The 24,911-nt window shown below is 63.4% G+C and carries 25 protein-coding genes and 1 riboswitch; of the genes, 6 read left to right on the top strand and 19 right to left on the bottom strand.

Translation table 11 applies throughout. From position 1 onward, the window contains the following. Window positions 1-7: 7 nt before the first annotated feature. Window positions 8-265, top strand: a riboswitch (cobalamin riboswitch). Between the two features lie 169 nt (window positions 266-434). Both KIG99_RS19095 and KIG99_RS19090 read left to right on the top strand, forming a co-directional pair. Continuing rightward, entirely contained in the window at window positions 435-2,507 is a 2,073-nt protein-coding gene (locus KIG99_RS19095; protein ID WP_226461607.1) for a TonB-dependent receptor, read from the top strand. Between the two features lies 1 nt (window position 2,508). Continuing rightward, a complete protein-coding gene (locus KIG99_RS19090; RefSeq protein WP_226461606.1) occupies window positions 2,509-3,996 on the top strand; it encodes a PepSY domain-containing protein in 1,488 nt (495 codons plus the stop codon). On the opposite strand, the gene KIG99_RS19085 is transcribed toward KIG99_RS19090, so the two are convergent. The 4 genes from KIG99_RS19085 to KIG99_RS19070 form a co-directional block, all read right to left on the bottom strand. Then, the gene (locus KIG99_RS19085; RefSeq protein ID WP_226461605.1) at window positions 3,961-4,290 is read right to left on the bottom strand and encodes a branched-chain amino acid transporter permease; all 330 of its coding nucleotides are present in this window, start codon (window positions 4,288-4,290) and stop codon (window positions 3,961-3,963) included. The genes KIG99_RS19090 and KIG99_RS19085 overlap by 36 nt on opposite strands. Beyond that, window positions 4,287-4,991, bottom strand: a complete 705-nt coding sequence (locus tag KIG99_RS19080) for an AzlC family ABC transporter permease (RefSeq protein WP_226461604.1) — start codon at window positions 4,989-4,991, stop codon at window positions 4,287-4,289. Before KIG99_RS19080 ends, KIG99_RS19085 begins: the two co-directional genes overlap by 4 nt. A 72-nt stretch (window positions 4,992-5,063) precedes the next feature. Beyond that, window positions 5,064-6,380, bottom strand: coding sequence for an OprD family outer membrane porin (locus KIG99_RS19075; protein WP_226461603.1), 1,317 nt, complete (start codon window positions 6,378-6,380; stop codon window positions 5,064-5,066). Window positions 6,381-6,412: 32 nt separating this feature from the next. Beyond that, on the bottom strand, window positions 6,413-7,831 hold the full coding sequence (locus tag KIG99_RS19070) for a diguanylate cyclase (RefSeq protein ID WP_226461602.1): 1,419 nt from the start codon (window positions 7,829-7,831) through the stop codon (window positions 6,413-6,415). 345 nt (window positions 7,832-8,176) lie between these two features. Between KIG99_RS19070 and ccoN the strand changes: the two genes are divergently transcribed. Next, window positions 8,177-9,604, top strand: coding sequence for a cytochrome-c oxidase, cbb3-type subunit I (gene ccoN / locus KIG99_RS19065; protein ID WP_226461601.1), 1,428 nt, complete (start codon window positions 8,177-8,179; stop codon window positions 9,602-9,604). Beyond that, on the top strand, window positions 9,601-9,807 hold the full coding sequence (locus KIG99_RS19060) for a cbb3-type cytochrome oxidase subunit 3 (protein WP_404817896.1): 207 nt from the start codon (window positions 9,601-9,603) through the stop codon (window positions 9,805-9,807). Before ccoN ends, KIG99_RS19060 begins: the two co-directional genes overlap by 4 nt. A 40-nt stretch (window positions 9,808-9,847) precedes the next feature. Here the strand turns inward: KIG99_RS19060 and KIG99_RS19055 are convergent, their stop codons facing one another. The 14 genes from KIG99_RS19055 to KIG99_RS18990 form a co-directional block, all read right to left on the bottom strand. Continuing rightward, window positions 9,848-10,051, bottom strand: a complete 204-nt coding sequence (locus KIG99_RS19055; protein WP_226461600.1) for a zf-HC2 domain-containing protein — start codon at window positions 10,049-10,051, stop codon at window positions 9,848-9,850. After that, window positions 10,045-10,638: a sigma-70 family RNA polymerase sigma factor gene (locus KIG99_RS19050; protein ID WP_226461599.1), complete on the bottom strand. Its 594-nt coding sequence runs from the start codon at window positions 10,636-10,638 to the stop codon at window positions 10,045-10,047. Before KIG99_RS19050 ends, KIG99_RS19055 begins: the two co-directional genes overlap by 7 nt. After that, window positions 10,620-11,159: an HvfX family Cu-binding RiPP maturation protein gene (locus KIG99_RS19045; protein ID WP_226461598.1), complete on the bottom strand. Its 540-nt coding sequence runs from the start codon at window positions 11,157-11,159 to the stop codon at window positions 10,620-10,622. Before KIG99_RS19045 ends, KIG99_RS19050 begins: the two co-directional genes overlap by 19 nt. Beyond that, window positions 11,156-11,899: an HvfC family RiPP maturation protein gene (locus tag KIG99_RS19040; protein WP_226461597.1), complete on the bottom strand. Its 744-nt coding sequence runs from the start codon at window positions 11,897-11,899 to the stop codon at window positions 11,156-11,158. The genes KIG99_RS19045 and KIG99_RS19040 overlap by 4 nt, the downstream gene beginning before the upstream one ends. Then, entirely contained in the window at window positions 11,896-12,756 is an 861-nt protein-coding gene (locus tag KIG99_RS19035) for an HvfB family MNIO-type RiPP peptide maturase (protein ID WP_226461596.1), read from the bottom strand. Before KIG99_RS19035 ends, KIG99_RS19040 begins: the two co-directional genes overlap by 4 nt. Before the next feature lie 65 nt (window positions 12,757-12,821). After that, window positions 12,822-13,103 (bottom strand): HvfA family oxazolone/thioamide-modified RiPP metallophore, encoded by a 282-nt coding sequence (locus KIG99_RS19030; RefSeq protein WP_226461595.1) that lies wholly within the window; start codon window positions 13,101-13,103, stop codon window positions 12,822-12,824. Window positions 13,104-13,244: 141 nt separating this feature from the next. Beyond that, the gene (gene nosD, locus KIG99_RS19025; RefSeq protein WP_226461594.1) at window positions 13,245-14,471 is read right to left on the bottom strand and encodes a nitrous oxide reductase family maturation protein NosD; all 1,227 of its coding nucleotides are present in this window, start codon (window positions 14,469-14,471) and stop codon (window positions 13,245-13,247) included. A 66-nt stretch (window positions 14,472-14,537) separates the two neighbouring features. Beyond that, complete coding sequence (locus KIG99_RS19020; protein WP_226461593.1) at window positions 14,538-15,908, bottom strand: cbb3-type cytochrome c oxidase subunit I; 1,371 nt, start codon at window positions 15,906-15,908, stop codon at window positions 14,538-14,540. Window positions 15,909-15,918: 10 nt separating this feature from the next. Further along, on the bottom strand, window positions 15,919-16,347 hold the full coding sequence (locus KIG99_RS19015) for a c-type cytochrome (RefSeq protein ID WP_226461592.1): 429 nt from the start codon (window positions 16,345-16,347) through the stop codon (window positions 15,919-15,921). Between the two features lie 163 nt (window positions 16,348-16,510). Further along, window positions 16,511-18,346, bottom strand: a complete 1,836-nt coding sequence (locus KIG99_RS19010; protein WP_226461591.1) for a nitric oxide reductase activation protein NorD — start codon at window positions 18,344-18,346, stop codon at window positions 16,511-16,513. A 1-nt stretch (window position 18,347) separates the two neighbouring features. Beyond that, on the bottom strand, window positions 18,348-19,319 hold the full coding sequence (locus KIG99_RS19005; RefSeq protein ID WP_226461590.1) for a 4Fe-4S binding protein: 972 nt from the start codon (window positions 19,317-19,319) through the stop codon (window positions 18,348-18,350). Continuing rightward, the gene (locus KIG99_RS19000; RefSeq protein WP_319002412.1) at window positions 19,300-20,100 is read right to left on the bottom strand and encodes a CbbQ/NirQ/NorQ/GpvN family protein; all 801 of its coding nucleotides are present in this window, start codon (window positions 20,098-20,100) and stop codon (window positions 19,300-19,302) included. The genes KIG99_RS19005 and KIG99_RS19000 overlap by 20 nt, the downstream gene beginning before the upstream one ends. Continuing rightward, complete coding sequence (locus KIG99_RS18995; RefSeq protein WP_226461589.1) at window positions 20,100-20,360, bottom strand: cytochrome C oxidase subunit IV family protein; 261 nt, start codon at window positions 20,358-20,360, stop codon at window positions 20,100-20,102. Before KIG99_RS18995 ends, KIG99_RS19000 begins: the two co-directional genes overlap by 1 nt. After that, complete coding sequence (locus KIG99_RS18990; RefSeq protein ID WP_226461588.1) at window positions 20,357-20,956, bottom strand: cytochrome c oxidase subunit 3 family protein; 600 nt, start codon at window positions 20,954-20,956, stop codon at window positions 20,357-20,359. The genes KIG99_RS18995 and KIG99_RS18990 overlap by 4 nt, the downstream gene beginning before the upstream one ends. Before the next feature lie 411 nt (window positions 20,957-21,367). Between KIG99_RS18990 and KIG99_RS18985 the strand changes: the two genes are divergently transcribed. Next, on the top strand, window positions 21,368-22,990 hold the full coding sequence (locus KIG99_RS18985; protein WP_226461587.1) for a methyl-accepting chemotaxis protein: 1,623 nt from the start codon (window positions 21,368-21,370) through the stop codon (window positions 22,988-22,990). Window positions 22,991-23,058: 68 nt separating this feature from the next. Then, window positions 23,059-23,607 carry a glutathione peroxidase gene (locus tag KIG99_RS18980; RefSeq protein WP_226461586.1) on the top strand — a complete coding sequence of 183 codons (549 nt, stop codon included), beginning with the start codon at window positions 23,059-23,061 and terminating at the stop codon, window positions 23,605-23,607. 60 nt (window positions 23,608-23,667) lie between these two features. On the opposite strand, the gene KIG99_RS18975 is transcribed toward KIG99_RS18980, so the two are convergent. Then, window positions 23,668-24,909 carry a hypothetical protein gene (locus tag KIG99_RS18975; protein WP_226461585.1) on the bottom strand — a complete coding sequence of 414 codons (1,242 nt, stop codon included), beginning with the start codon at window positions 24,907-24,909 and terminating at the stop codon, window positions 23,668-23,670. Window positions 24,910-24,911: the final 2 nt, after the last annotated feature.

Genomic DNA, 24,911 nt, shown 5'->3' with positions numbered 1-24,911 from the left:
TACGTCCGGCCGGATCAAGGCAACAGGTGCCCGCCGCCGCAAGGTGTCGGGTGAAACGGGAACGGGGTGCGCGACGCAAATGCTCGCAAAGCCCCGGCTGCCCCCGCAACGGTAAGTCAGTGCGGATGCATCACGGCGACTCGCAGGAGCCGCCAGCCACTGGCCGGCAACGTGGCATTGCCCAGAGCAATGCGCGCGAACCGGTCGGGAAGGCGATGCCTCAAGACTGACCAGCCCGGAGACCGGCCTGTTGTTTCATGCCATGCGGCGCAAGTGCCGCCTGGCGTTTTGCAATGGACCGTCTGCGGGGTTGCGGAGGGCTGCGAAAACACCATGCCGGAGCGCATGGCGCGCAGCATTCCGCGTGGACGGTCGAACCAGGGAGTTTGACCATGCAAGACCTTCATCACTCAGCATCCGGATGCTTTCCTTCAATGGCGCGACTGCCGCTCGCCGTCATCGCGGCGCTGGCCAGTCTGGGCCCGGCTCATGCCGAGACCGAACTCGCCCCCGTCGAAGTGACGGCCGGGCGCGACGTGGCCAGCCTCGGCCTTGACCAGGCGAGCAGCAGCGGCAGCCGCACCGGCGTCACCGCGCGCGAACTGCCGGCGAGCATCGAAAGCGTCGACAGCCTTACCGTCCAGGAGCGCGGCGACTACACGATCATGGATGCCATCACCCGTGCCGCCGGCGTCAGCGGTGTCGGTTCCGGCGGCAACGGTGCGATGTCCTTTTCGACACGCGGCTTCACCGGCACCAACTCGGTCGGTCTGGCCGAGGATGGCATGCGCCTGTCGACCGGTTCCGGCACCCAGAACTACCCGAACGACAGCTGGGGTTACGAACGCATCGACGTGCTGCGCGGCCCGGCCTCGGTGGTCTATGGCAGCGGCACCGTCGGCGCCACGATCAACGCCGTGCGCAAGGCGCCGAGCCGCAATGCCAGCGCCGAAGCCCTGTTCGGGATCGGCAGCGACGGCACCGGCCGGATCGGTCTGGGCGGCAGCGGTACGCTCGGCGAGATCGCCAGCTTCCGCGTCGATGCCTATGCCCACACCACCGACGGACAGCGCGACCTGGGCAATGCCAGCGGCAGCAAGCTGATGACGACGCTGCGCCTGCAGCCGAACAGCGATCTGCGCTTCGAGCTGCTCGCCGATTACAGCAAGCAGAAGCCGGAACGCTACTGGGGCACGCCGAACGACAAGGGCCGCATCGTTTCCAGCCTGCGCGACGAGAACTACAACGTCAGCGATGCGATCATCAGCTACGAGGACAAGCGCCTGCGCGGCCGCGTCGAATGGCAAGCCAACGACTGGCTGAGCCTGCGCGACGAGGTGTATTACTTCGAGGCCAACCGCCACTGGAAGAATGTCGAGCAATACAGCCTGAATGCCGCGGCCGGCACGGTCGACCGCTCGGATTACCTCGAAATCAGGCACAACATGGATCAAACGGGGAACCGTCTGGAGGCCGGCATCCGCAGCGACCGGCATCGCGGCGTCGTCGGCTGGGAGGTGGCGCAGGTCAATTTCCGCCATAGCAACAATTCGCCCTATGGCGGCACGTCGACCGTGTCGGCGGCTGATCCGGCGCATGGCACCTGGTCCAGCCCGGACCCGACGCTGGCCAAATTCGACACCCGCTCCACCCTGCAGGCCTTCTACGCCGAAGATGCCTGGCAGTTCGCCGATAAATGGCTGCTGCTGGCCGGCATCCGGCACGATGTCGCCGACGTGTCGCGCCACGAACTGGTCAGCGGCAGCGATTTCGCCAAGACCCTGCACGGCAACGCCTGGCGCCTCGGCCTGACCTATCGGCTGAACCCGGCCACCAGCCTGTACGCCCAGGCCAGCGCCGGACACGACCCGGTGACCAGCATCATCACGATGAACCTGAGCAACAGCAAATTCACGCTGACCAAGGGCCGGCAGGTCGAAACCGGGGTCAAGCAGAGTCTGGGCAACGGCCGGGGCGAATGGACGGCGGCGCTGTTCCGTATCGACAAGGACGACATCATCACCCGCGACCCGGCCAACCCGGCGCTGTCGGTACAGGGCGGCAGCCAGCACTCGCAAGGCATCGAGTTGAGCGCCGCGCTGACGCCGTGGAAGAACTGGCGCGTCGAGGGCAACTACGCCGTGCTGCGCGCCCGCTACGACGAATTGCTCGAAGCCGGCGGCGTCGACCGCGCGGGCAAGCGGCCGACCGACGTGCCGGAACAGGTCGCCAACCTGTGGCTGCATCGCCTGATCGGGCCGGTACAGGCTTCGCTGGGCGGCCGTTATGTCGGCAAGCGCTACGCCGACAATGCCAACAGCGTCACCCTGCCCGGCTATGCCGTGGCCGACGCGGCGCTGGCCTGGAAGTATGACAGCCAGACAACCCTGCGCCTGATCGGTCGCAACCTGACCGACAAGGTCTACGCCACGACCTCTTACGGCAGCCAGCAGTTCGTGCTTGGTCAGGGGCGTAGCGTCGAACTCGTCGCCGAGCTGAAGTTCTGAGATGAGTCCGGCGAAACTCGCACGCTGGCTGCATCTGGGCCATCGCTGGCTGGGCATGGGCTTGGGGCTGATGCTGCTGCTCTGGTTCGGATCCGGCGTGGTGATGCTTTTTGTCGCCCGGCCGCAGTTGACCGATGCCGAACGGCTCGCTGCCCTGCCGGCGCTGGCCGCCGAGCGCGTCCGGGTTTCGCCGCTCGCCGCCTGGCAGGCCCTCGGCCTGACGGGCTGGCCGGAGGTCGTCCGCCTGAACATGGCGGGAGATCGTCCGGCCTATCGCTTTTTGGCACAAAAACACTGGTCGACCGTCTATGCCGACGATGCCAGTCTTTTCGCCACGCCCGACACGGCGCAGGCACTGCATCTGGCCGCAGCCCATCTCGGCGACGCCGGTGTTGCCGCCGTGACGCCGCTGGCGCTGGATCAATGGACGGTTTACCGCCAGTTCGACGCCTGGCGGCCTTTCCTGCGCATCGAACTGGCCGATGGCCGGGATTACTACCTGTCGACCGGCAGCGGCGAAGTCGTGCTCGATACGAACCGGTCCGAACGAGCCTGGAACTGGATCGGCAGCGTCGTGCATTGGCTCTACTTCACCCCGCTGCGCCAGCACGGCGAACTTTGGCGCGGTCTGCTGCTGTCGATCAGCTTTGCCGCCCTGCTCATGGCGCTGGCCGGTCTGTACCTGGGCTGGCAACGTCTGCGCCTGCGTACGCCCTACCCCGGTGGACGCCGAACACCCTATCGCGCGGCGTGGAAATACTGGCATCACCTGCTCGGTCTCAGCGGCGGAATATTCGTCGTAACCTGGCTGCTCAGCGGCTGGCTGTCTCTGGCGCCGCTGGGGCTAGCCAGAGGCGTTTATCCAACACCCGCCGAGCAGCAACAGCTGGCCGGCGGCGAGTTAAGTGCCGACGTTCTCGACTGGCTGCCCGAAATCACCCCGGCCACGCGGGAGGTCGACTGGCTGCGCTTTGCCGGCCAGCCACTGGCCCGGCTGCGCCAGCTCGACGCCGAGCAAGTCATCGTCGAACGCAACGGGCAGCACCGCCGGCAACTCGGCCTCGATGAAATTGCCCTCGCGGCAGCCGCACTGCGGCCCGCTACGGCATATCAGGCGCAATGGCTGAACGAGCCGGACAGCCGCTATTTTTCACTGCGCCACCAGCCGCGCAGCTTTCCCGTGGCCCGCCTCGATTTCGCCGACAGCGAACGCAGTGTCTTCTACATCGATCCGCTGAGCGGCCGCATCGTCACTCAGGCCAATCGCCACGACAGTGCCCATCGCTGGCTCTACCTGGCGCTGCACCGCTTCGATTTCGCGCCCCTGCTCGCCCGGGCCTGGCGGCGCGATACGCTGATCATCTTTCTCTCGCTGATCGGCGGCGCGCTCTGCCTGAGCGGCTGCGTTCTTGGCTGGCGTCGTGTGGTCCGGCCGCACCGGCCGGTCGACGCTTCAAATCAGGGCAAAATTCCTGATCAGGACATATAGCCCGGTGCCGGCAAGGATGCTCAACAAGGGATTGCGGCTCTTCAATTGCAGCAGCACAACCACCGCGACTGCCGCCAGCTCGGGCCAGGGGCCGGCGGCGTGTTCGCCGGCGGCCCCATGCACGGCGTGCAGCAGCAACAGCGTCATGATGGCGAGCGGCAGGAAGCGCCCGAGCCGGGCAACCCACGGGTGCTTGCCCAGCCATTGGGCCGCCAGGAAAGGCAAGGCGCGCAAGGCAAAGGTGACCAGCGCCATCGCCAGCAGCACCGTGATGATGTAGAGATTGTCGCTCATGGCTTTGCCTCGCCTGACAACTTCGCGCTTTCCGGCTTGCGCCACAGGCCAACCAGAATGCTCAGCACGATGGCGATCAGCAGCGCGTGCGGCGGCGCCAGCCACTGGGCGATGCCGTAGGCAAGGAGCGCCACCCAGATCGGGAAGGCATCGCGGCGCGCTCGCCACTGCTCCACCGTCAGCACGGCAAACAGCGCCGCCAGGGCAAAGTCGAGGCCAACCAGCGGCACCTTGGCGCTGGCGCCGATCAGGGCGCCAAGCAGCGTGCCGAGCAGCCACCAGCCCTGATTGAGCAGCGCAATGCCAGCCATCTGCCGGTGGCTGACCGTTTTGGGCAGGGAAGTCAGTAGCGAATAGGTCTCGTCGGTCAGCGCGAAAATCAGATACCAGCGCAGCAGACGCTGGCGCGGCATTCTTTCGAGCAGCGACAAGCCGTAGAAAACATGGCGCAGATTGACGATCAGCGTTGCCAGCGCGATTGCACCGACCGGCAGGCCGGCGGCGAGCATCGGGATCATCATGAACTGCGCCGCCCCGGCATAGACGCAGAGACTGGCGAGCACGGCCAGCCACCACTCGGCACCGGCCTGAACGAAGAGAAAGCCAAATACCGAGCCGAGCGGCACGTAGCCCATCGCCACCGGCGCGGTCAGCGCCAGGATGGAGAGGCGGGATGCTTCAGGCTGTTCGGGGCGGATCATCGGCAAGACGAGAGAAGGGAAAGCCGCGGATTATGCCGCAGGCGGCCGGCACCGTGACGAAGGTCCGCCGCATCAAAAATCGTAGCGCAGCGCCAGCGCGACGAACTTGTTGTCGTAGCGGCTGTTGGCCGAGCTTCTCGCCTCCGCAGCCAGCCGGGCCGAGACTTTCGGACTCAGGCGGGCGCGGTAGATCAGGCTGTTGACGACGATATCGCTGGCCGGCTGGATGGCCTCATCGATATCGATGCGGGCATGCCCGAACAGCAGGCTCTGCTCGGCCAGGCCAATCGAGCGTAGATCCCACAGCACGGCGAGCTTGGCCGTCCGGCTGCCGGCAATGGCCGAGACACCGTTGTTTTCGGCAACGACATAAGGCATCACGACGAACTCCGGGTAGCCGCCCCAGTTGCCATAGGCGCTGACCGTGTTGCGCTGGCCGGTGAACCGGTTGCCGGCCAGTGCCACGCTCAGTCCGCTCGCCTGGTGCGCCAGGGTGCCCTTGAGGCCATACAGAGAGTAGGTCGCATTGAGGCCCTGGCGGGCCAGATAGTCCTTGAACTGACCGACTTCCGCGACATGGTAGGTCTGCGCCTCGGCGACGAGCGAAATATCGTGGCCGAGATCCTGTTTGACGCGGCCGTCGAGATACAGCGAGTTCAGGGTATCAATGCCGTAATAATTCCAGGCCTGGACGCGAAATGCCTTGTCGTAAACCAGGCCGGTAACCCAGACGCCCTTGTTGCCGACCACGCTGGACGGATCGAGCGTCGTGCCATGCGGGCCGTCGAGCGCGCCGTTGGCGGCGACGCGCAGCGAGGTATAGGCCTGCTGCGACATGCTGCGGAACTCGGCAAAGCTGACCACGCCGTCCAGACCGGACATCCGGCTGACATAGGCCAGGGTCAGCGTGGTGTCGGGCAGGTCGCGATTGGTCAGCGTCACCGCCTCGAACAGGTTGGGAATAATCCGGTAGTCGTAGGTATTGATCAGCGGCGAGAAAAACTCCTGCCGCCCGGCAAGCAGTTGGGTCCGGCCCGCTGCGAAGCGGACCTGCGCCTCGCCGATCAGCGAGTACGGCTTCTTGTCGACATCGAACATGTAGGCATCGGTGCGCCGCGCATCGTCGCGCCGCGTTCCCAGGTCGCCGGTGGTGTACCACGCCGCTTTCAGGCTGAAACCGTAGAACGTCCCGGTCTCGCCGCCGAGCTTGCCGCCAAAGCCGGTCGTATTCTGGTTCAGGCGGCCGCCTTTCTTGTCGTCGGCAATGTACATCGCCTTGAAATAGCCGGCGACGCTGCTCTCCGCCAGGGCCGAGCGCAGGTCCTCGCCGGCCTGCACCGGCAAGGCGCCGCAAATGGCCGAAACCGCCAGCGCCAGCCGCAGAAGCACGGACAAACTGCAGCGCTGCCCCATGCTGCGGCTTATTGCACTTCGACGCGATTGCGTCCGAGATGCTTGGCCCGGTAGAGCGCCGCATCGGCCCGCCCAACGATATCGGTGGCCTTGTCCCCGGACAGGAAGGCAGACACGCCGAAACTTGCGGTCAACTGCAAGTCTTTAGCGAACGAATTGGCAACAAAAGCCTGGCGCAGGCTTTCGGCCAGGATGCACGCACCACTCACATCGGTATGCGGACAGATCAGCATGAATTCCTCGCCGCCCCAGCGCCCGAGAATATCGGTTTCGCGGCGCCGTGCCGCAAGCAGCCTGGCCACGTCGACCAGCACCTGATCGCCGACCTGGTGCCCATGCTGGTCATTGACCTGCTTGAAGTGATCGATATCCAGCATGATGACGCTGAAGGGATGGCCAAAACGCAAGGCGCGGTGGATTTCAACATCGAAGGTTTGGTCGAGCTTGCTGCGGTTGAACAGGCCGGTCAGCCGGTCGGTCACTGAAAGACGCACCAGTTCGCGGTTCAGGGTGCTCAGCTTGCGATTCCAGTAAATCGCGACGAGCAGCAGGCAAGCGGCACCCGCCACGATCTCCCATATCGTCCGGTAATCCGGCTTCGGCTGCACACGGATTGCGACATGCCGATTGGAAATTTCCTCGCGTTCCTGCGGCGAAATACTGCCGACGCCCTTGTCGAGAATGTCGCGCAGGACGGGCTCGTCCTTGAGCACGCCGATCCGCAGGCGGTTCGTGTATTCCGGAATCTGACCGGCGATCTTCAGGTTGAACAGGCCTTCCTTCTTGATCGAATAGGCGGCAACCATCAGCGAGCGGATGGTCATGTCGGCCTGGCGCGTCGACACCAGGGCGATCGATTCGTCTTCGCTGTTGGTCAGGATGACGCGCAAGCCGGGATAGTCACGCCGCACCCGCTCCTCGACCATCGTGCTGCGCGGCAAGGCGACGCTTTCCCCCTTGATGCCGGCCAGGTCACCGATAAAGGGATGCTCTTCGCGCGTCACGATGATGTTCGGGTCGCTGAAGATCGGCTGTGTGAAGATCAGCCATTTGTCGCGCGCCGGGGTCTGGTTGAGAAAGCTCATGATCTGGCAATGCTTGCCCTGCGAAGCGGCCAGGCTTTCTTCCCAGGTCTTGACCGGGTACAGCTCGACCTTCAGGCCGACCCGGCTCGCCACCAGTTGCACCAGATCGGCCGCAATGCCTTCATGCCGGCCTTGCTGGTTGATACGCTCGAAGGGAATCCAGTCGGGATCGACACACATCCGGATGCTGGCGACCCGCTCGACATAGGCCTGTTCGCCCGGCGTCAGGCCTATGTCGAGCGGCGCGCCGTCAGCGGCATGCACGACCGCCGGCACCAGCACGCCAAGGGCCAGGCAGCAGTTGCGGACGGTTTTCAGGAACTTTCGGGAAAGAGGCAGCAAGGCGGACGGTTTCTGACGGGAGAAATGAGCTTGACGGGAAGCATCCAGCCGCTTCCTGCCGGTCAACAGGGGAATGCATTATAGATTCCCTGCTCGCCAACGCCTGCAGCGGGCAGAAATATAGTGCAACGGCATCAGCCGACCTGGCCGCGCCAGCCCGCAGCGCGGCACTCCCGGTTTGCCCAAGCGCCGCATTCCCTTGTCCGGCGCGCCTTTGCACTGAAATTTATTTGTAACGAAACGGAACTATTTCACGTCGCCCCTGACCAACAGCCGGCCGCAAAAAAGGCCCGATACGCCGCACCATAGCGACGATCGCTTTCATTCAACAACAGGGCTAGTTCAATGTCAGCAATGGAACACACTTACAACGACAAGGTCGTCCGGCAATTTGCCGTGATGACGGTCATCTGGGGCATCGTCGGCATGCTGGTCGGCGTTGTCATCGCGGCGCAGCTGGTCTGGCCGGAACTCAACGTCGGGCCGTACTTCCACTTCGGCCGCCTGCGCCCGCTGCATACCAATGCGGTGATCTTCGCCTTCGGCGGCTGCGCGCTGTTCGCGACCTCCTATTACGTCGTGCAGCGCACCTGCCACGCCCGCCTGTGGGGTGGCGCGCTGATTCCGCTGACCTTCTGGGGCTGGCAACTGGTCATCGTGCTGGCGGCCATCACGCTGCCGCTCGGCATGACGCAGGGCAAGGAATACGCCGAACTGGAATGGCCGATCGACCTGCTGATCGCCGTCGTCTGGATTGCCTATGCCGCCGTTTTCTTCGGCACGATTGCCCGCCGCACGGTATCGCACATCTACGTCGCCAACTGGTTCTACGGCGCCTTCATCATCGCCGTCGCCCTGCTCCACATCGTCAACAGCGCGGCCGTGCCGGTTTCGCTGACCAAGTCCTACTCGGTCTATTCCGGTGCGCAGGACGCAATGATCCAGTGGTGGTACGGCCATAACGCGGTCGGCTTCTTCCTGACCGCCGGCTTCCTCGGCATGATGTATTACTTCGTGCCGAAGCAGGCCGGGCGTCCGGTGTATTCCTATCGCCTGTCCATCGTGCACTTCTGGGCGCTGATCTTCACCTACATGTGGGCCGGCCCGCACCATCTGCACTACACCGCCCTGCCCGACTGGACGCAATCGGTCGGCATGGTCTTCTCGCTGATCCTGCTCGCGCCGTCCTGGGGCGGCATGATCAACGGCATCATGACCCTGTCCGGCGCCTGGGACAAACTGCGTACCGACCCCATCCTCAAGTTCCTGGTCACCTCGCTGTCCTTCTACGGCATGTCGACCTTCGAAGGCCCGATGATGGCCATCAAGTCGGTCAATGCGCTGTCGCACTACACCGACTGGACGGTCGGCCACGTGCACTCCGGTGCCCTTGGCTGGGTGGCGATGGTGTCGATCGGCTCGATCTACTTCCTGATCCCGAAACTGTTCGGGCGCAAGGAAATGTATAACCAGCAACTGGTCACCGTGCATTTCTGGATGGCGACCATCGGCACCGTGCTCTACATCGCCTCGATGTGGATCGCCGGCGTCATGCAGGGTCTGATGTGGCGCGCCGTCAATACCGACGGCACGCTGGCCTACAGCTTCGTCGAGGGCGTCAAGGGTTCCTACCCGTTCTGGGCGATCCGCTGGCTGGGCGGGATCTTCTTCCTGTCCGGCATGCTGCTGATGGCGTATAACATGTTCAAGACCATTGCCAACGGCAAGGTCGCTCCCGTCCCGGTTCTGGTACCGGCCGAACACCACGCATGATCTTTGCGATAAAGGCCATCACCATGGATATCAACGAAATGCGTTCCCTGATCACCGTTGCAGGCCTGGTCTGCTTCCTCGTGATCGTTTTCTGGGCCTACAGCGGCCGCCGCAAGTCCGACTTCGCCGAAGCCGCCAACCTGCCCTTCTCCGATCCGGAAGAGCTGGAGCTGCAACGCAAGGCGCTGTTGCTGCGCCGCTAAACGGCGGGCTGGACGGTCAACGGGGCTACGGCCCCGTTTTTCATTTGGGCGGCTGCTCTTCGTCGGCCTCAACCCGGCCGAGGAAGCCGCGACAAGCGGTACGCAGAAAGTCCATCTGTTCGCGGAAGTTGCGACAGCCGCTGCACATCGCCAGATGCAGGTGCAACTGCAATTGCTCGCCGGTACCCAGTTTGCGATCCAGTCCTTCGGACATCAGGTGGGTGGCTTCCTTGCAGCTCAGCATGGCTTTTCTCCCGGTGCGAACCAGCTCGTTTCCAGGCAGCGGCGCAGGCCGTTGCGGGCGCGATGCAGGATCACGTTGCAGTTGCTGACGCTGATCGCCAGCTCGCTGCAGACCTCGGCGGTCTCGAATTCAAGAAACTCGCGCATCATGAAGACGCGCGCCGTGTTTTCCGGCAGGTGATTCAGGCAGATCTCGAAGACCTCCCAGAAGCGGCTTTCGCGCAGCGCTTCCTCCGGATTGCCCCAATCGCCCGGACGTGCCTCCGGCCGCCAGTGGGCGTTCTGCTTGAACAGCGTGTCGAAGGCTTCATCCAGCCCGGCCTCATCTTCGCCGAGCGCCGAGATGTTGGTGGTGCGGCTTTGCTGGCGGATCAGGTCGACGATCTTGTGACGCAGGATGGCAAACACCCAGGTCTTCAGCGCGGCGCGCCCGGCAAACTGGCGCGCCCCCGAGCAGGCCGCGGCCAGCGCCTCCTGCACCGCATCTTCGGCCAATGCCGCATCGCGCAACTGCAGTTGCGCGAACTTCAGCAGGTCGCGGCGGATGGCGGTGACAAAATCAGCGTCGATCAGTGCGGTGTCGGGCAAGGCGGCGTCCTGCAGGCGGCGGTTGATGAGGTGCGCTCGAAAAAGCGCCGGATCAGGGTGTCGACCGACAGCTTTCCCGGCCCGAGCAGCAGTAGCGGCAAGAGCATACCAATGAACAGCACGGGCAGTTTGAAATTGCCCTGACCATGGTCGGTGAAGCCGTAACCCTGCATCAGTTCGGCCAGGCCGGACCAGCTTTCCGGCCAATGCACGGCGGCGATGGCGACCACGGTCAACACGATCAGCGATACGGAAAAGAAGCGCGTCGCCAGCCCCAGCACCAGTGCGACGCCGCCCAGCAATTCGAACCAGGTCGCCATCTGCCAGCTGATTTCCGGCGGCACGACATTGAACGGGAAGGGAAAGCGGTCGACGATGTCGGCGAACCAGTTTTCACCGTGAAATTTTTCCAGCCCGGACTCGAAGAAATCCCAGCCGAGCAGCAGGCGCAGGCTGAGCAGGCCGAAATAGAGACCGAGCGCATCGACAGCGGTCAACGCGCGCAAAACGAGCTTTTTCATGTGTGACTCCCAAGCAGGATGCCCTGCCCGCGCAACTCGGTCAGTAACTCGCGACCGTAGCTAAGCAGTAGTTCCGGCTGCGGATGCCCGATTTCATCGGCCAAGCGCAGCAGCAAGCGGCGGCCGCTAGTGGCTTCGTCGGCCAGCAGTTCGAGCAGGCGCGCCGTGAGCGGGCTGATTTCGCTGAAACGGACAGCATCGTCGGCAGCGCAATAGACGACCAGGTGCGTCGGCTGCGCCCGGCGCGGCCGGTAATCCGGGCCGATATGCTGCACCGGCCAGCGATAGGCGAGATTGAGCAGGGCCGGATTGAGGACGATGACCGCGTCCATCAGATCGCCCGCCGGATTGGCCGTGATTTTGCCCGTTTCCATGACGTCGACCGCCAGCTCGGCCCACTCGTAATGCGCCAGCTCCGCCAGCCAGGCCGGCAGCGGCTGGCGGATCGTCGCCTCACCCAGATAGCGCACGAACTCGCCGGGAATCTCGCGAAACCACGGCGTATGCAAATGCCAGTCGCGCAGGAAGCTGCGGCACAAGCGCCGCCAGCGCGGCTCGCCGAGCAGTTGGCGCGCGAGCGGAAAACAGGGATCGAGAAAACTGCACAGCTTGTTGAAGACCAGTTCGCGATAGACGCCGGCGCGCCGCGCCGGCACGCCAGCCGGCCGCGACGCCTGGCGCGGCGCGCGCAGATGTGCGGCCAGATCACGCTGAAAAGTCTGGAAATCGGCGTTCATCATCCCGTCCGCCGGATTTGCCCGGCCGCCGCCTGCAAACGTGAAATCTGCCCGATTTCAGCGGTCAACCGTGCCAGGGAAGGCAAATTGAAATCCCGCTCGAGACAGGTCGGCGGGACGTGCCCGATCAGCGCGTAAGCCTCGGCCAGCAGCGCCCACACCGGGTCGATAACCTCCGCACCGTGCGTATCGATGAGCAGCCCGTCCGGCTCGACGTAATGCCCGGCGACATGGATGTAGCAGGTGCGTTCGAGCGGCAAGGCACGCAGGAAGGCTTCAGGATCGAAGCCGAAATTGCGGCTGTTCACGTAGATGTTGTTCACGTCCAGATGCAGCAGGCAGTCGGCCTGGCCGAGCACCGCAGCGATGAAATCCGTCTCGCTCATCTCGGCGCCCGGCGGCGCGATGTAGTACGAGGCGTTTTCGATGCCGATCCGGCGCCCGAGCAGGTCCTGCGCCCGGCTGATACGGTCGACCGTCCATTTGACGGCTTTTTCCGTCAACGGCAACGGCAGCAGTTCGTAGAGATGACTGCCGGCGGCGCACCAGGACAGATGCTCGGTATAGAGGCCGATGTCGTGTTCCGCCATGAAGGCCTTGATGCGTTGCAGGAGCGCCGTATCGAGCGGATCCGGCCCGCCCAGCGACAGCGACAGGCCATGGCAGACGAAGGCATGCCGCTCGGTGAACTGGCGCAGCTGGCGCGCCGAGCGCCCGCCCATGCCGGCCCAGTTCTCCGGGGCGATTTCGAAAAAGCCGATCGCGTCGGGCACGCCGTCGGCAAGCTCGGTCAGCAGTTCGCGGCGCAGGCCGAGACCGGCACCGTAGGGCATGCGGCCGGCGGAAGTGGCAAAGCTCATCGCATTTCTCCTTGGGCAGCGGGCAACGGGGAATACTCCCCGTGCCGCCACAGATTGCTTGCCGCTTATTTCTTGTTGCCGCCGCAGCTGCCGTCCGCTTTCTTCTCGCCCTTGCCGGCACCACAGCTGCCGTCGGCCTTTTTATCCGCCTTTTTCTCGGCGGCCTTCTTGTCGGCGCCACACTTGGCTTCGCCGCATTTGCCGTCAGCCTTCTTGTCGGCCTGGGCCAACTGGTAGCCGGCGCTCAACTGCTTGGCGGCGAAGGGATTGTCGGTGGCATGGCCGGCAAAGGAAGCGGCGGCAATGACGGAACCGACGGCAAGGGAAACGAGTTTCTGCTTTTTCATGATTTTTCTCCGTGAGGGTTGGGATCCAGCGAGCGGCTTGATCGTCGCTCAGGGGATTAGTCGAACGGAGAACGGTTTTCTTACACATCCGGCGAAATATTTTTCACCAAGGAAAAAGGCGCCTTGCAGCGCCTTGCGTTTTCAGCGCGGCCGGTTGATCAGCGGCGCCGGGTCGCGCAGCACCAGATCGGGTTGCGAAAACGGCGCCAGGCGCTCGAGAAAGTCGAGCAATTCGAGCAGCGGCGAGTTGCGGAAGAACTTGGCGGGCGGTGTCTCCAGCCAGATGCGGTCGGCGTAGGTATAGATCTCGTGCGGCGTATCGCCGACCCCGTCGCCATTGCGGTCGAAGCCCTGATAATCGTCCCAGTAGTTGCCCGACCAGGTGTCGTTCAGCGGATCGCCGGTACTCGCCATCGCGACCTGCCACAGATTGCTTTCGAAACGATTGCGGAGCGCGATGTGACCGCCCTTCTCGCCATAGAAATAGATGCCGGTCACGTTGTGGGCGACCCGGTTGTCGATGAGGACGATACGGTTGATCGGGTGCATCGGCGAATCGGCCATGATGCCGTAGGCGCAATGCACGATGTCGTTGCCGATGATCAGCGCGGCCGAGGTTTCCTTGACGGCGATGCCGGCGCCGGAGGCGTCCATGGCATGCATGACGCGGTTGTTGCGGATGATCAGTCCGTCCGAATTCAGGGCGATGATGCCGGTCGAGTTCCGTTCCAGATGATTGCCCTCGATCAGGCTGCGATTTGCGAAAAGCAGGTTGAAGGCGCGCCGGCTGTCAAACACCCGGTTGCCGACGAAGCGGTTGCGCGGCGAGTTGCTGACCGTGATGTCGCGAATCTGTGCGATGTCGTTGCCGACGATCAGGTTGCCGCTACTGTTCCACAGGCGCAGCCCGTCGCCGCGGTCGGCCGCGGCAAAGGCTTTCGAACGGATGCGGTTGTTGCGCACGATGCTGTCGCCGGTGCTGTGCAGGACGATCCCGAACAGCGCATCGTCGATGCGGTTGTTCTCGATCAGGATGCGCTGCCCTTCGACGTGCAGGCCGCTATCGATGGCATCGTGCGAATCGCCGCTCGCGCGCAAATGCAGCCCGCGCAAGCTGACGTCGTCGGCCTTGACCGTCAGCACCGTGCCGCTGCCGCCGCCGTCGATGATCACCTGCCCGTCACCTTCCAGCGTCAACGCCTTGCTGATCACCGCCGGACCGCTGTAGATGCCGGGCGGCAAACGGATGCGACTGCCCGGCGAAGCCGAGTCGAGCCAGGGTTGCAGCGGTTGGGCGGCAATACCGATGGCCGGTAACAGGCAGGCGAGGAAAAGTTGCAAGCAGGACGTACATTTGTCGTACAGCATGGCTTGTTTGCACCAGAAAAACGGGCCCTCGAGATTCGAGGGCCCCAAAGTTACAGCAGCAATCAATCAGCCGGCGGCCTTTTCGCCTTTGAAAAAGCTGGCCAGGTAAGTCAGCAGGCCGATCAGGAAGATCAGGCCGGCGCCTTCGCGCAGCCAGTAGAACAACGCCACCTGGTCCTGTGTCGCCATGAAACCAAGCGGCGTTTCGCTGACCCGTTGCAGCCAGACTTGCAGGATGCCGGCAGCGGTCAGGAACAGCGTGATGAAGACCATGGCGATGGTCATCAGCCAGAAGCCCCACATTTCCATGACCTGGGCCGCATTGCTGTTGGCAGCGCGACCTCGCATCAAGGGCATGGTGTAGGAGATCATGGTCAGCACGACCATCACGTAGGCACCGTAGAACGCCATGTGACCATGCGCCGCGGTGATCTGCGTGCCGTGCGTATAGTAATTGACCGGGGCCAGCGTATGCAGGAAGCCCCAGACGCCGGCGCCGAGGAAGGCCATCACGCCGGTACCGAGCGCCCACAGCGTGGCAGCACGATTCGGATGCTCACGGCGGCGACGATTCACCATGTTGAAGGCAAACAGCGTCATCGCGAAGAAGGGAATCGGTTCGAGTGCCGAGAACACCGAGCCGAACCACTGCCAGTACTCCGGCGCACCGATCCAGAAATAATGGTGGCCGGTACCGAGGATGCCGGTAATCAGCGTCAGCGTGATGATCACGTACAGCCACTTCTCGATCACTTCGCGGTCGACGCCGGTGATCTTGATCAGCACGAAGGCGAGGATGGAGCCGAGGATCAGTTCCCAGACGCCTTCGACCCAAAGATGCACGACCCACCACCAGTAGAACTTGTCACGCACCAGGTTGTCCGGGTTGACGAAGGAGAACAGGAAGAAGATCGCCAGCCCCCACAGGCCGATCAACATCACCGAGGTGATCGCTGTCTTGCGCCCCTTGAGGAAGGTCATCGACAGGTTGAACAGGAAGGCGAGCGCGACGACGACGATGCCGATCTTGGTGATCCCCGGCTGTTCGAGGAATTCGCGGCCCATGGTGGGCAGCAGGTCGTTGCCGGTAACGCGGGCCAGTGTCGCATACGGCACCGAGAGGTAGCCAATCACGGTCAGGCCGGCGGCGACGAGGAAGATCCAGAACATCGCGATCGCCAGTTTCGGGCTGTACAGCTCGCGCTCAGACTCTTCCGGCACCAGGTAATAGGCCGAACCCATGAAACCCATCAGCAGCCAGACGATCAGCGTATTGGTATGCACCATGCGGGCGACGTTGAACGGAATGGCCGGGAACAGGAAGTCGCCAACCACGTACTGCAGGCCCATGACCAGGCCGAACAGGATCTGCGCGACGAAGAGCACCAGGGCACCGACGAAATAGTGTTTGGCCACTATTTGAGATTTGTATTGCATGCTTGACTCCTTAGCCTTCGATGTTGGGCGGCCAATTGGCGGTATTGATCTCGGAGGCGTACTTCAGGAAGGCGACGATGTCATCGAGATCCTTGTCGCTGAAGTGGAAGTCGGGCATCTGCCGGCGACCGGGCGTACCGGTCGGCTGCGCCTTGATCCAGGCCTTGATGAAATCCGGGCCGCGGCGCTTGTACACGTTGCCCAGTTCCGGCGCAAAGTAGGCCCCTTCGCCGAGCAGCGTATGGCAGCCGACACAGTTGTTGTTTTCCCACAAGCGCTTGCCGGCGACGACGGCCGGATTGTCGAGCTGGGCACGCTGATCCCGCTTCGGCAGTTGCTGCTCCGTGTTGTAGGTCAGCGCCAGGAATATCAGGAAGAAAAACGTACTTCCTCCATAAAACATATTCCGGGCTGCCGAGGTTGAGAATGACGCACTCATTGTTTCCCCCTTGAGCTAAAGTCCCCGCCGGCGGTTGCCGGCAGTTGGACGGAAGGTACGGGAGATGACCGCTTCGGCTCATTGATGGAAGTCAAGAATTTCCGGGGGCGGGCAAAAATGTCCAAAAATACCGGTCGACCGGCCGGCGCCAGCGGATTTGCCATCAATCCCGCGTCAGTTGCGCGTAAAGCAGCGGCAAACGGGTTGCCAACTCCTCGGGTCGGCGCAGCACGGTGAAGCCATGCGCGCCAAAGACATGCGGCAGGTAGCTTGCCGCCTCCTTGTCGATGGTGACGCAAAACGGGCGGATGCCCTGCTCCCGGGCGGCGGCGATGCTCGCCCGGGTGTCTTCGATGCCGTAACGGCCCTCGTAGAGATCGAGATCATGCGGCTTGCCGTCGGAGAGGATGAGCAGCAGGCGCTGCCGGTTGGGTTGGCGGCCGAGCAAGGTGCAACTGTGGCGGATGGCGGCACCGAGCCGGGTGTAATAGCCGGGCTTGATCGCCTGCACGCGGCCACGCGCCAGGTCGTCCCACGGCCGCTCGAAGGCTTTCAGTTCGTGGAAGCGGACATGGCCGCGCTTGAGCGAGGAAAAACCGCACAGCGCGAAACGGTCGCCGGTCGCACCGAGCGCCTCGGCAAACAGCATCAGGCTGTCGCGGATCACGTCGATCACTTTTTGTTCGTTGGAAGCCCAGGCATCGGTCGACAAGGACAAATCGGCCAAAACCAGGCAAGCCAGGTCTCGCTCCTGTTGTACCTGGGCCAGGTAAAGGCCGGCTGCTGCATCCGGGTGTCCGGCCTGACGATCGGCCTGCAAACGTACCCAGGCGTCGATATCCGGCTCGATGCCTTCGGGCTGCGCCTTCAGCCAGCGGCGGGTCGGCGCCAGCGCGGCAAACTGGTTGCGCAGGCGCCGGGCATGCGGACGCAGGCGCTCGGGCAGCGGGATCGGCTCGACATGACGCGATTCCATGGCTTGCAGCCGGCAGTAATCGGGCTGCAGGAGCTGCTTGCGGAAATCCCACTCGGGCAGCGGAATGCCCGGCCCGAGCGGCAGATCGTCCTCGGCCGCAGCCGGCAGGTCGAGGTCGAAACGCACGCGCGACGCGACGCGCTCGCCATCCTGGGCGACGTCGAGCTGATCCATGCTTTCGGCCGCCTTGGCGGCCTTGCCGTCCGGCTCGTCATCCTGCGAGCGATTGACCTTGACGTACTCGGCCCAGGAAAAAATGCTCTCGGCGCGAAACAGCAGCAGGATGCCGTCCTTTTCGGCCGGCATCTCGGTCTGTCGCGCCTTCTGCCGCCCCTCGGCGTCCTCGGCCTCGACATCTGCGGCGGATTCCTGATGTTGCAGGCGCCGCGGCGCCCCCGCGGCGCCTGCAAGCGGATATAGCCACAAGGGAACCGGGGCAATCTCCCGGGCACCACGCCGTGTCAACGCTGGCCAGGATGAGACCGAACCGGGCACCTGCAAGGCCTGCCGCACCGCCGCTTCCTGCGCCGATTCATCTGCCGGCAGGGAACGCACATCCGGGCGCTGGGCGAGCAGCGCCGCAAACAGTTTTTGATAACGTGGCAGCAGGCCCGGATAGCGCGCCAGCGTCACCACCGTCGCCCGCTGGTTGCGGATGATCCACGCCTCGTCGCTCGGCACATCATGCGCGGCGAGCGCCGCCAGCCAGACATAGAGATCGCGATTCAGACCGCTTTCCGGAAAAACGGCGATGTGCGCCGGCAGGCGCAGACTGACGCCATCCAGGCCCGCCGCCTGCATTTTCTCGCCGCTACCCGCCACCCTTTGCAGCAATGAGCGCCGCGCACCGTGCCGCTCGGCGGTGGCGCCCAGTACGCGCAGGCCGGCATCGCCACCGAAGGCGCGAAAGACCATGCCCAGCGTTTTCTCCATTTCCGGGAGGTGGACCGCTGCGCCGGGATAATCCTTCGCCGCCGCACCGCTGATGAACTTGTGCCAGAGGCCGCCTACCCATTCTTCCATTTCAGTCTCGATTTCCGGTCAGGCTGACCTGTGCTTCGTTACGCCGTGCGGCGTCCTTGTCCACCCAGCGCAGCAGGCTTTCCTTGCCGCGCTGTTCCTGCACCGTGCCGCAGGCGCTCACGCACTGGGCGCATTGCGTGCAGGCGAACATCTTGTGCTTGGCCGTGCGCGGCCGCAGGCGCATCGGGCAGACGCCCTCGCAGGCCGCGTAGCCCGGCCCGCCGTTGTCATAGCAGGCGGCACAATCGGCGGCGCGTGGCTTGTCGAAGCCGATCACCATGGCGCCGCGGTTGCTCATCCAGGCCAGGCTCTGGAACAGGCCGACGGCGCAGCCGAAGCGGCAGAACAGGTGGCGGGCGAAAAGGAATTCCAGGGTCAGGACGCTCGTTGCCGCAACCAGGAAAATCCTCTGGTTGCGTGTCGGATCAAGCGCCCACAGGCGGCCGTACACCTCGGCCGGCGGCAGCAGATAGGTAAGCAGCACGACCGCCCACAGGGCCGCGAAACCGATCGCGAAAAGGACCGTCGGTATCCACCAGACCGGGTGCGACGGGCGCGGCGAACCGTCGGCCAGACGCGGCGGCAGCGCCTGTCTGTCCCAGATGCTCAATTTGCCCGAGGCGCGACGCATCAACTGGTTGATGGTTTCGACCGCGGAAAAATGCGGACAGAGCCAGCCGCAATAGATGCGGCCCCAGCGCCAGGCAAACCACATCAGCCCGCCCGCGGCGAGCAGCAGCGGCAGGAACAGCCGCAGCAGAAGATTGCCGCCAGCCTCCAGACCGCTGATCCGGCCCGCCATGAACGCGTCCAGGCCAAGCCGCCAGGGCATGCCGAGCAGCCAGGCGTGCCCGGCTTCGAGGTCATAGCGGAAAATATTGAAAACCGGCGCCAGCGCGAAAAGCAGGAAGAAACAGGCCTGCCAGACGAAGCGCCGGCGCTGGCGCCCCAAATCAGCGGCCGAAGCTGGCAAGGATGATCTCCATCAGGCCGGCCGTGACTTCGGCATCGTCGGACAGGCTTTCGGCCAGCGCGGCGCGGCAGGCGGCGACCGGATCGAGGCCGTCGCCGATCAGGATGGCGGCGTAAACCAGCAGGCGCGTGCTGGCCACTTCCTCGAGATCGACATCCTTCAGGGTGCGGATGCTGTTGCCGAGCGAAACCAGACGTTTGGCAAGCAGCGCGTCGCAGCCGGTTTCACCGATCAGGATGGCTTCCTCGCGAGCCGGCAACGGAAAATCGAAGCGCAGCGAGACGAAGCGCTGGCGCGTCGAGGGCTTCATGCCCTTGAGGAAGTTCTGGTAGCCGGGATTGTAGGAAACGACCAGCATGAAGTTGTCCGGCGCCTGCAACACCTCGCCGGTGCGGTCGATCGGCAGCGAGCGCCGGTGATCGGCGAGAGGATGGATGACCACCGTCGTGTCCTTGCGCGCCTCGACCACCTCGTCGAGATAGCAGATGCCGCCGTGCCGCACGGCGCGGGTCAGCGGCCCGTCGTTCCAGACCGTGCGACCGTCCTCGATGAGGTGGCGACCGACCAGGTCGGCCGCGGTCAAATCGTCGTGACAGGCCACGGTGTGCAGCGGCAAACCGAGCCGGGCCGCCATGTGGGCGACGAAGCGTGTCTTGCCAACGCCGGTCGGGCCCTTGATCAGCACCGGCAGCTTGTTGCGCCAGGCATGTTCGAACAGCGCCACCTCGGCGCCCTCGGCTTCGTAGTACGGCGCTTCCGTTCCTGACGTGCGCATATCCATCAAATTCCTTTCCAGTAAACAGCCATGTTGACCAGCAGGACGAGCAAAAGCCAGCCAATGACCGCCCCCTGCCAAGCCGGCCTGACGCCCCGCAAGGCCATGAATTCACGAATTACCAATACCCCCTTGACGCCGGCAATGGCGAGAATCGCCTGTACGGTCGACGTGCCGGTTTGGCCATTTTCGCCCAGCCACCAGGTCGCGGCCGTACCAAGTAAAAGCACCAGCCACACCGCATCCGTGCGCAAATTTGTGTTCATCGCAGCACGTAGACCAGCGGGAAAAGCACGATCCAGACGAGGTCGACCATGTGCCAGTAGCTGGCACCGCTTTCCATGCCATGGCAGTCGGCCGCCGAATAGCCGCCCTGCCGTGTCTTGTGCCAAACGAAGGCAAGGATGACCAGGCCGAGAATGACGTGCATGAAATGGAAGAAAGTCAGCGACAGGTAGAACATGTAAAACAAATTGGTATCGAGATTGATGCCGGCCGCGAACTTGGCGTCGTACTCGAACAGCTTGACGACGAGAAATCCGAGCCCGGCGAGTATCCCGGCGGCCAGCCAGCGTGCGCTGGCAACACGGGCATCGCCTTTGATCGCCGCCACCGCGCGGGCGACGCACCAGCTGCCGGTGATCAGCAGGACCGTGTTGAGCGCCCCGGCATCCCGGTCCAGCGTCATCTGCATTTCGTTGAACAACTCGACATGGCGCGCCCGCGCCACACCGTAAAGCACAAAGAGGACGGCAAAGGCGAGCAACTCGGCAAGAATGAAAATCCAGATCGCCAGATCGCCCGGAGGATCGCGGAAAACCCGCCGGCCTGGCAGCAGCACATCGAGGCTTACAAGAGACATGTCCGCATGGTGCGGGTCAGACGCGCCAATTACCTTGATCTAGATAAAATTATTGCCCCAGCGGCAAACCACCCGCACTGTTTGCTGCGCAGAGAAGCCATTAGCAGCAGATATCCGGAACTGGATCAGGCTGCCCGGATGCTTACCAGGAAGGAATAGCGGTTTCCTGCATGCCTGGCAAAACACCTGTCGGCACGCACAGGCACTTCCCGGCGCGGCAAGAAGCGGGCCGCATGCCACCCGCATCCCCCACGCGGCACCAGGCACCTAACCAATACTGCATATCCGGTAATACCGACTTCTACATATTGCTTAAGTCATAGCCCATGCGTAGCATCGGGCGGCAAATAATTGAGCACTGACCCGCCAAAAGCGCCAACAGCTGCCAAAAAAAAAGGGATGAAAACAGCAATGCGTAACAACCAGCCTGTCACCAACACGGAAACACTCCTTCCGGAAGGTCAGTTCATCTACTCGCTAACTGACCTCAAAGGGAACATCGTCGAGGCCAATGAAGCCTTTGCCCGGATCAGCGGATTCCGGCGCGAAGAAATGATCGGCCAGTCGCACAACCTGGTACGCCACCCCGACATGCCGGCGCAGGCCTTTGCCGACATGTGGCAGGATCTCAAGAAAGGTCGCCCGTGGCGTGGCGTGGTCAAGAACCGGCGCCGGGATGGCGGTTATTACTGGGTCGTCGCCAATGCCTCGCCGGTTCGCGAAAATGGCCAGATCGTCGGCTACCAGTCGGTACGCACCTGCCCGACCCGCGAAGAAATCAAGGCAACGGAAGCCATCTACCAACGCCTCAAGCAGGGCGACACTTCGATCCGGATCTTTCATGGCCGGGCGGTTCCCGCCCATGCATCCCCCCTCTCCCTGTTTGCCGGGATCGGCCTGCAACCCACGCTGTTCGGGATTTTCGCACTGTTGCTGAGCCTGGCGACATTCGCTGCGTCCGTACTGCCGGCTTCCGCGCTTCAGGTGCTTGCCGGACTGGGCGTTCTCTGGAGCCTGTACTTTCTCGTCTTCTTTGCCCCGAGACTGCACGGCGACCTGAGAAACGCCAACGACTACCTGGAAAACCTGCTGCTCAGCGGCAACCTGAAACAGCGCTTCGACCTCGCCCGCCCCGATGATTTCGGCGTACTGATCCGCAAGATCGACCGTTTCGTCTCATCGGTCCAGGCCACGGTCCAGGGCATGGCGGATACCGCTCACCAGGTCCATCTGGTATCAAGCGAAGTCGGCCAGGGGATTGCCAATGTCGGGCGCTCGGCACGTGTCCAGAACGACGCGACAGCATCGGCCGCCGCCGGCATCGAGGAAATCACCGTTTCGATCGGCGAAGTTGCCTCACATGCCGGGGCAACCCGCGATGCCGCCCAGGCTGCAGCCCGGGTCTCAGCCGATGGCTGCAGGCTTTCCGAAGAAGCCTGCAGCACGATTCTGTCCCTGGCCGACACGGTCAAGACATCGGCAGCGCAGGTCGAGCGCCTGGGTTCCCAATCCGAGGAAATTTCACGGATCACCGGCGTGATCAAGGATATTGCCGACCAGACCAACCTGCTCGCCCTCAATGCGGCCATCGAAGCCGCCCGCGCCGGTGAAGCCGGGCGCGGCTTTGCCGTGGTCGCCGACGAAGTCCGCAAACTGGCCGAGCGCACCGCCAAGGCAACGGAAGAAATCCGCAGCATGACCAATGCCGTGCAGGATGAAACCGGCAAGGCCGTCGATGGAATGCGCACCGGCGCGACGCAGGTCGAAAACGGGGTCACCCTGGTCCAGAACGCACAGCAGGCGCTGCGCGAGATCAACGCCCAGATGACCACGACCATGCAGATGGTCAATGACATCACCCACTCCTCCAGGGAGCAGGAACAGGCGATGAGCGAGATGGCGCAAAGTGTCGAACAGGTCTCCGCGATGACCGAACAGAACATGGCGGTGGTCACCCAGACCACATCGACGGTTGAGCACCTGAACAGCATGGTCGAACGCATGGAAAAGTCGGTGGCGCAATATATCGTCTGAGCACCATGCCGGCGGCACCAATTGCCTTGCGGCTTGTCTCATTGACGTATTCAACCCCGGAGAATTGCATGCCCCACCCGCTCTACGACATCGCCCTCAATGCCATCGACGGCAGCCCGACGACGCTGCAGACACACGCTGGCGAAGTCCTGCTCATCGTCAATGTCGCCTCCAAATGCGGCCTGACGCCGCAATATGCCGGCCTGGAAAAGCTCTACGCCGACTATCGCGAACGCGGCTTCGCCGTGCTCGGCTTTCCCGCCAACGACTTTGCCGGCCAGGAACCGGGCAGCGACAGCGAGATCCAGTCTTTCTGCACCTCGATGTTCGGCGTCAGCTTCCCGCTCTACAGCAAGATCGCCGTCACCGGCCCGGACAAGCATCCGCTCTACGCCTGGCTGAGCGCTGCACAGCCGGTCACCGAGGATCGTGCAGTGATGGAAGAGCAACTGCGCGGCTACAAGATGGAGCCGACGCCGGCACCGGAAGTGCTGTGGAATTTCGAAAAATTCCTGGTCGACCGTAGCGGCAAGGTGGTGCGCCGCTTTGCACCGGACACACTGCCCGACGCCGAAAAGGTGATCGCTGCCATCGAGCTCGAACTGGCGAAAAACTGAGCGACCGCGAATAAAAAAGAGCGACCCACGGGTCGCTCTTTTTGTTTGCTGCAAGCTGCCTCAGCGGCTGCTGCCTTTCCAGCTCGCCATGCAGTTTTTCCGGAACCATTGCAGCGAACGCTCCATGTAGGCATCGGGCATCTGCGGATCGTTGTCGGCGAGATGCACCTCGGCATCCGGCTTGAGATCTTCCAGCCACATCGCCTTGAGGTCTTCCTTCTGCTCGAAGGGAGCGTGCTGGTCGATGAAGGCGAGCACCGCGGCGCTGTCGAAACCGCGCTCACGGAAAGCCTGGATGATGAGCTTGGCTTCCTTGAGCAGGGCCGTCGCCTTGGCCGGCTGGCCGGTCGCGACATTGAGGAAGATCGTGGCCAGCACGGCCGGATCGTCGGCATCGCCCTTGGTGATGCGCACCCACTCGCGTGCCACCAACTTGTCGTAGGCGACGACGTCCTCTTCCGGCATTTCGCGGATGAAGAAAGCGCCCTGTGCCTCGGCATGCAGAATTTCGTCGGCCGACTTTTCGCCCGACTTGAGGCGCGGCAGCACCGTCTCGATGAAGTCCTGCATCGCTTGCTGCGTCAGCTTGCGGAAGTCTTCCGGCGCATCGCGCAGGAAAGCATCGAGCACCGCCGGTTTGGTCTTGAAGGACTTCTTGCGCAGGGTCTCGACCAGTTTGACGAACTGGCTCTTCGACGGAATTTCCAGCGTTGCTGGACCGACATGCAGCACCAGCATCGCCGAGCGGACCACTTCCTCGGCGCTGAAATCCTCGTACTCGTCGGGCTGGGCATTCATCAGGCGGGCCAGCCAGCGGGCGAAGTCGATACGCATCTGGTTGGTCTGGCATTGCCGCAACTGCTCGCGGTAGCTACTCAGGCTGAGCGGAAAGGCGAAGGTCCGCTCGTTGACGAAAAACTTCTGTCCGACGGCGTCGACCGTACGGCGGTGCATGCTGGTTTCGCCCGGCATCGCGTGCAGACGCTTGAGCATTTCCGAGCCGCCGCGCGAGTGCGAGAGCAAGGTGTTGTCGCGCAGCGAGCCGGCGGCGGTGAACAGGTCGCCGTTCGAGAAATCCTCGAGATACAGGCTGATCAGGTTGGCCATGCGCGCCACCGCCGTTTCCAGGTCGGTGCGCAGGTAGGCGGTGCCGAAATGGTCGGCGATCTGGACGATGCCTTTCGGCGCGTCGGCTTCCATCCGGCTCAGGTGCTCGCGGCCGAGAATGCCGTATTCGAGCCCGTAGCGCACGGCGCGCTCGAAAAACGGGCGATCATCGACGATGGCAACAGAATTTTTCACGG

The organism is Quatrionicoccus australiensis, from assembly GCF_020510425.1.
Taxonomy (GTDB): domain Bacteria; phylum Pseudomonadota; class Gammaproteobacteria; order Burkholderiales; family Rhodocyclaceae; genus Azonexus; species Azonexus australiensis_A.
This window is presented reverse-complemented; position numbering and strand designations above follow the sequence as displayed.

Bases quoted from the DNA above. Each gene is read 5' to 3' on its own strand.
- KIG99_RS19095 (WP_226461607.1), top strand. From the start codon at position 435: ATGGCGCGACTGCCGCTCGCCGTCATCGCGGCGCTGGCCAGTCTGGGC.
- KIG99_RS19090 (WP_226461606.1), top strand. From the start codon at position 2,509: ATGAGTCCGGCGAAACTCGCACGCTGGCTGCATCTGGGCCATCGCTGG.
- KIG99_RS19085 (WP_226461605.1), bottom strand. From the start codon at position 4,290: ATGAGCGACAATCTCTACATCATCACGGTGCTGCTGGCGATGGCGCTG.
- KIG99_RS19080 (WP_226461604.1), bottom strand. From the start codon at position 4,991: ATGATCCGCCCCGAACAGCCTGAAGCATCCCGCCTCTCCATCCTGGCG.
- ccoN (WP_226461601.1), top strand. From the start codon at position 8,177: ATGTCAGCAATGGAACACACTTACAACGACAAGGTCGTCCGGCAATTT.
- KIG99_RS19060 (WP_404817896.1), top strand. From the start codon at position 9,601: ATGATCTTTGCGATAAAGGCCATCACCATGGATATCAACGAAATGCGT.
- KIG99_RS19055 (WP_226461600.1), bottom strand. From the start codon at position 10,051: ATGCTGAGCTGCAAGGAAGCCACCCACCTGATGTCCGAAGGACTGGAT.
- KIG99_RS19045 (WP_226461598.1), bottom strand. From the start codon at position 11,159: ATGAAAAAGCTCGTTTTGCGCGCGTTGACCGCTGTCGATGCGCTCGGT.
- KIG99_RS19040 (WP_226461597.1), bottom strand. From the start codon at position 11,899: ATGATGAACGCCGATTTCCAGACTTTTCAGCGTGATCTGGCCGCACAT.
- KIG99_RS19035 (WP_226461596.1), bottom strand. From the start codon at position 12,756: ATGAGCTTTGCCACTTCCGCCGGCCGCATGCCCTACGGTGCCGGTCTC.
- KIG99_RS19030 (WP_226461595.1), bottom strand. From the start codon at position 13,103: ATGAAAAAGCAGAAACTCGTTTCCCTTGCCGTCGGTTCCGTCATTGCC.
- nosD (WP_226461594.1), bottom strand. From the start codon at position 14,471: ATGCTGTACGACAAATGTACGTCCTGCTTGCAACTTTTCCTCGCCTGC.
- KIG99_RS19020 (WP_226461593.1), bottom strand. From the start codon at position 15,908: ATGCAATACAAATCTCAAATAGTGGCCAAACACTATTTCGTCGGTGCC.
- KIG99_RS19015 (WP_226461592.1), bottom strand. From the start codon at position 16,347: ATGAGTGCGTCATTCTCAACCTCGGCAGCCCGGAATATGTTTTATGGA.
- KIG99_RS19010 (WP_226461591.1), bottom strand. From the start codon at position 18,346: ATGGAAGAATGGGTAGGCGGCCTCTGGCACAAGTTCATCAGCGGTGCG.
- KIG99_RS19000 (WP_319002412.1), bottom strand. From the start codon at position 20,100: ATGGATATGCGCACGTCAGGAACGGAAGCGCCGTACTACGAAGCCGAG.
- KIG99_RS18995 (WP_226461589.1), bottom strand. From the start codon at position 20,360: ATGAACACAAATTTGCGCACGGATGCGGTGTGGCTGGTGCTTTTACTT.
- KIG99_RS18990 (WP_226461588.1), bottom strand. From the start codon at position 20,956: ATGTCTCTTGTAAGCCTCGATGTGCTGCTGCCAGGCCGGCGGGTTTTC.
- KIG99_RS18985 (WP_226461587.1), top strand. From the start codon at position 21,368: ATGCGTAACAACCAGCCTGTCACCAACACGGAAACACTCCTTCCGGAA.
- KIG99_RS18980 (WP_226461586.1), top strand. From the start codon at position 23,059: ATGCCCCACCCGCTCTACGACATCGCCCTCAATGCCATCGACGGCAGC.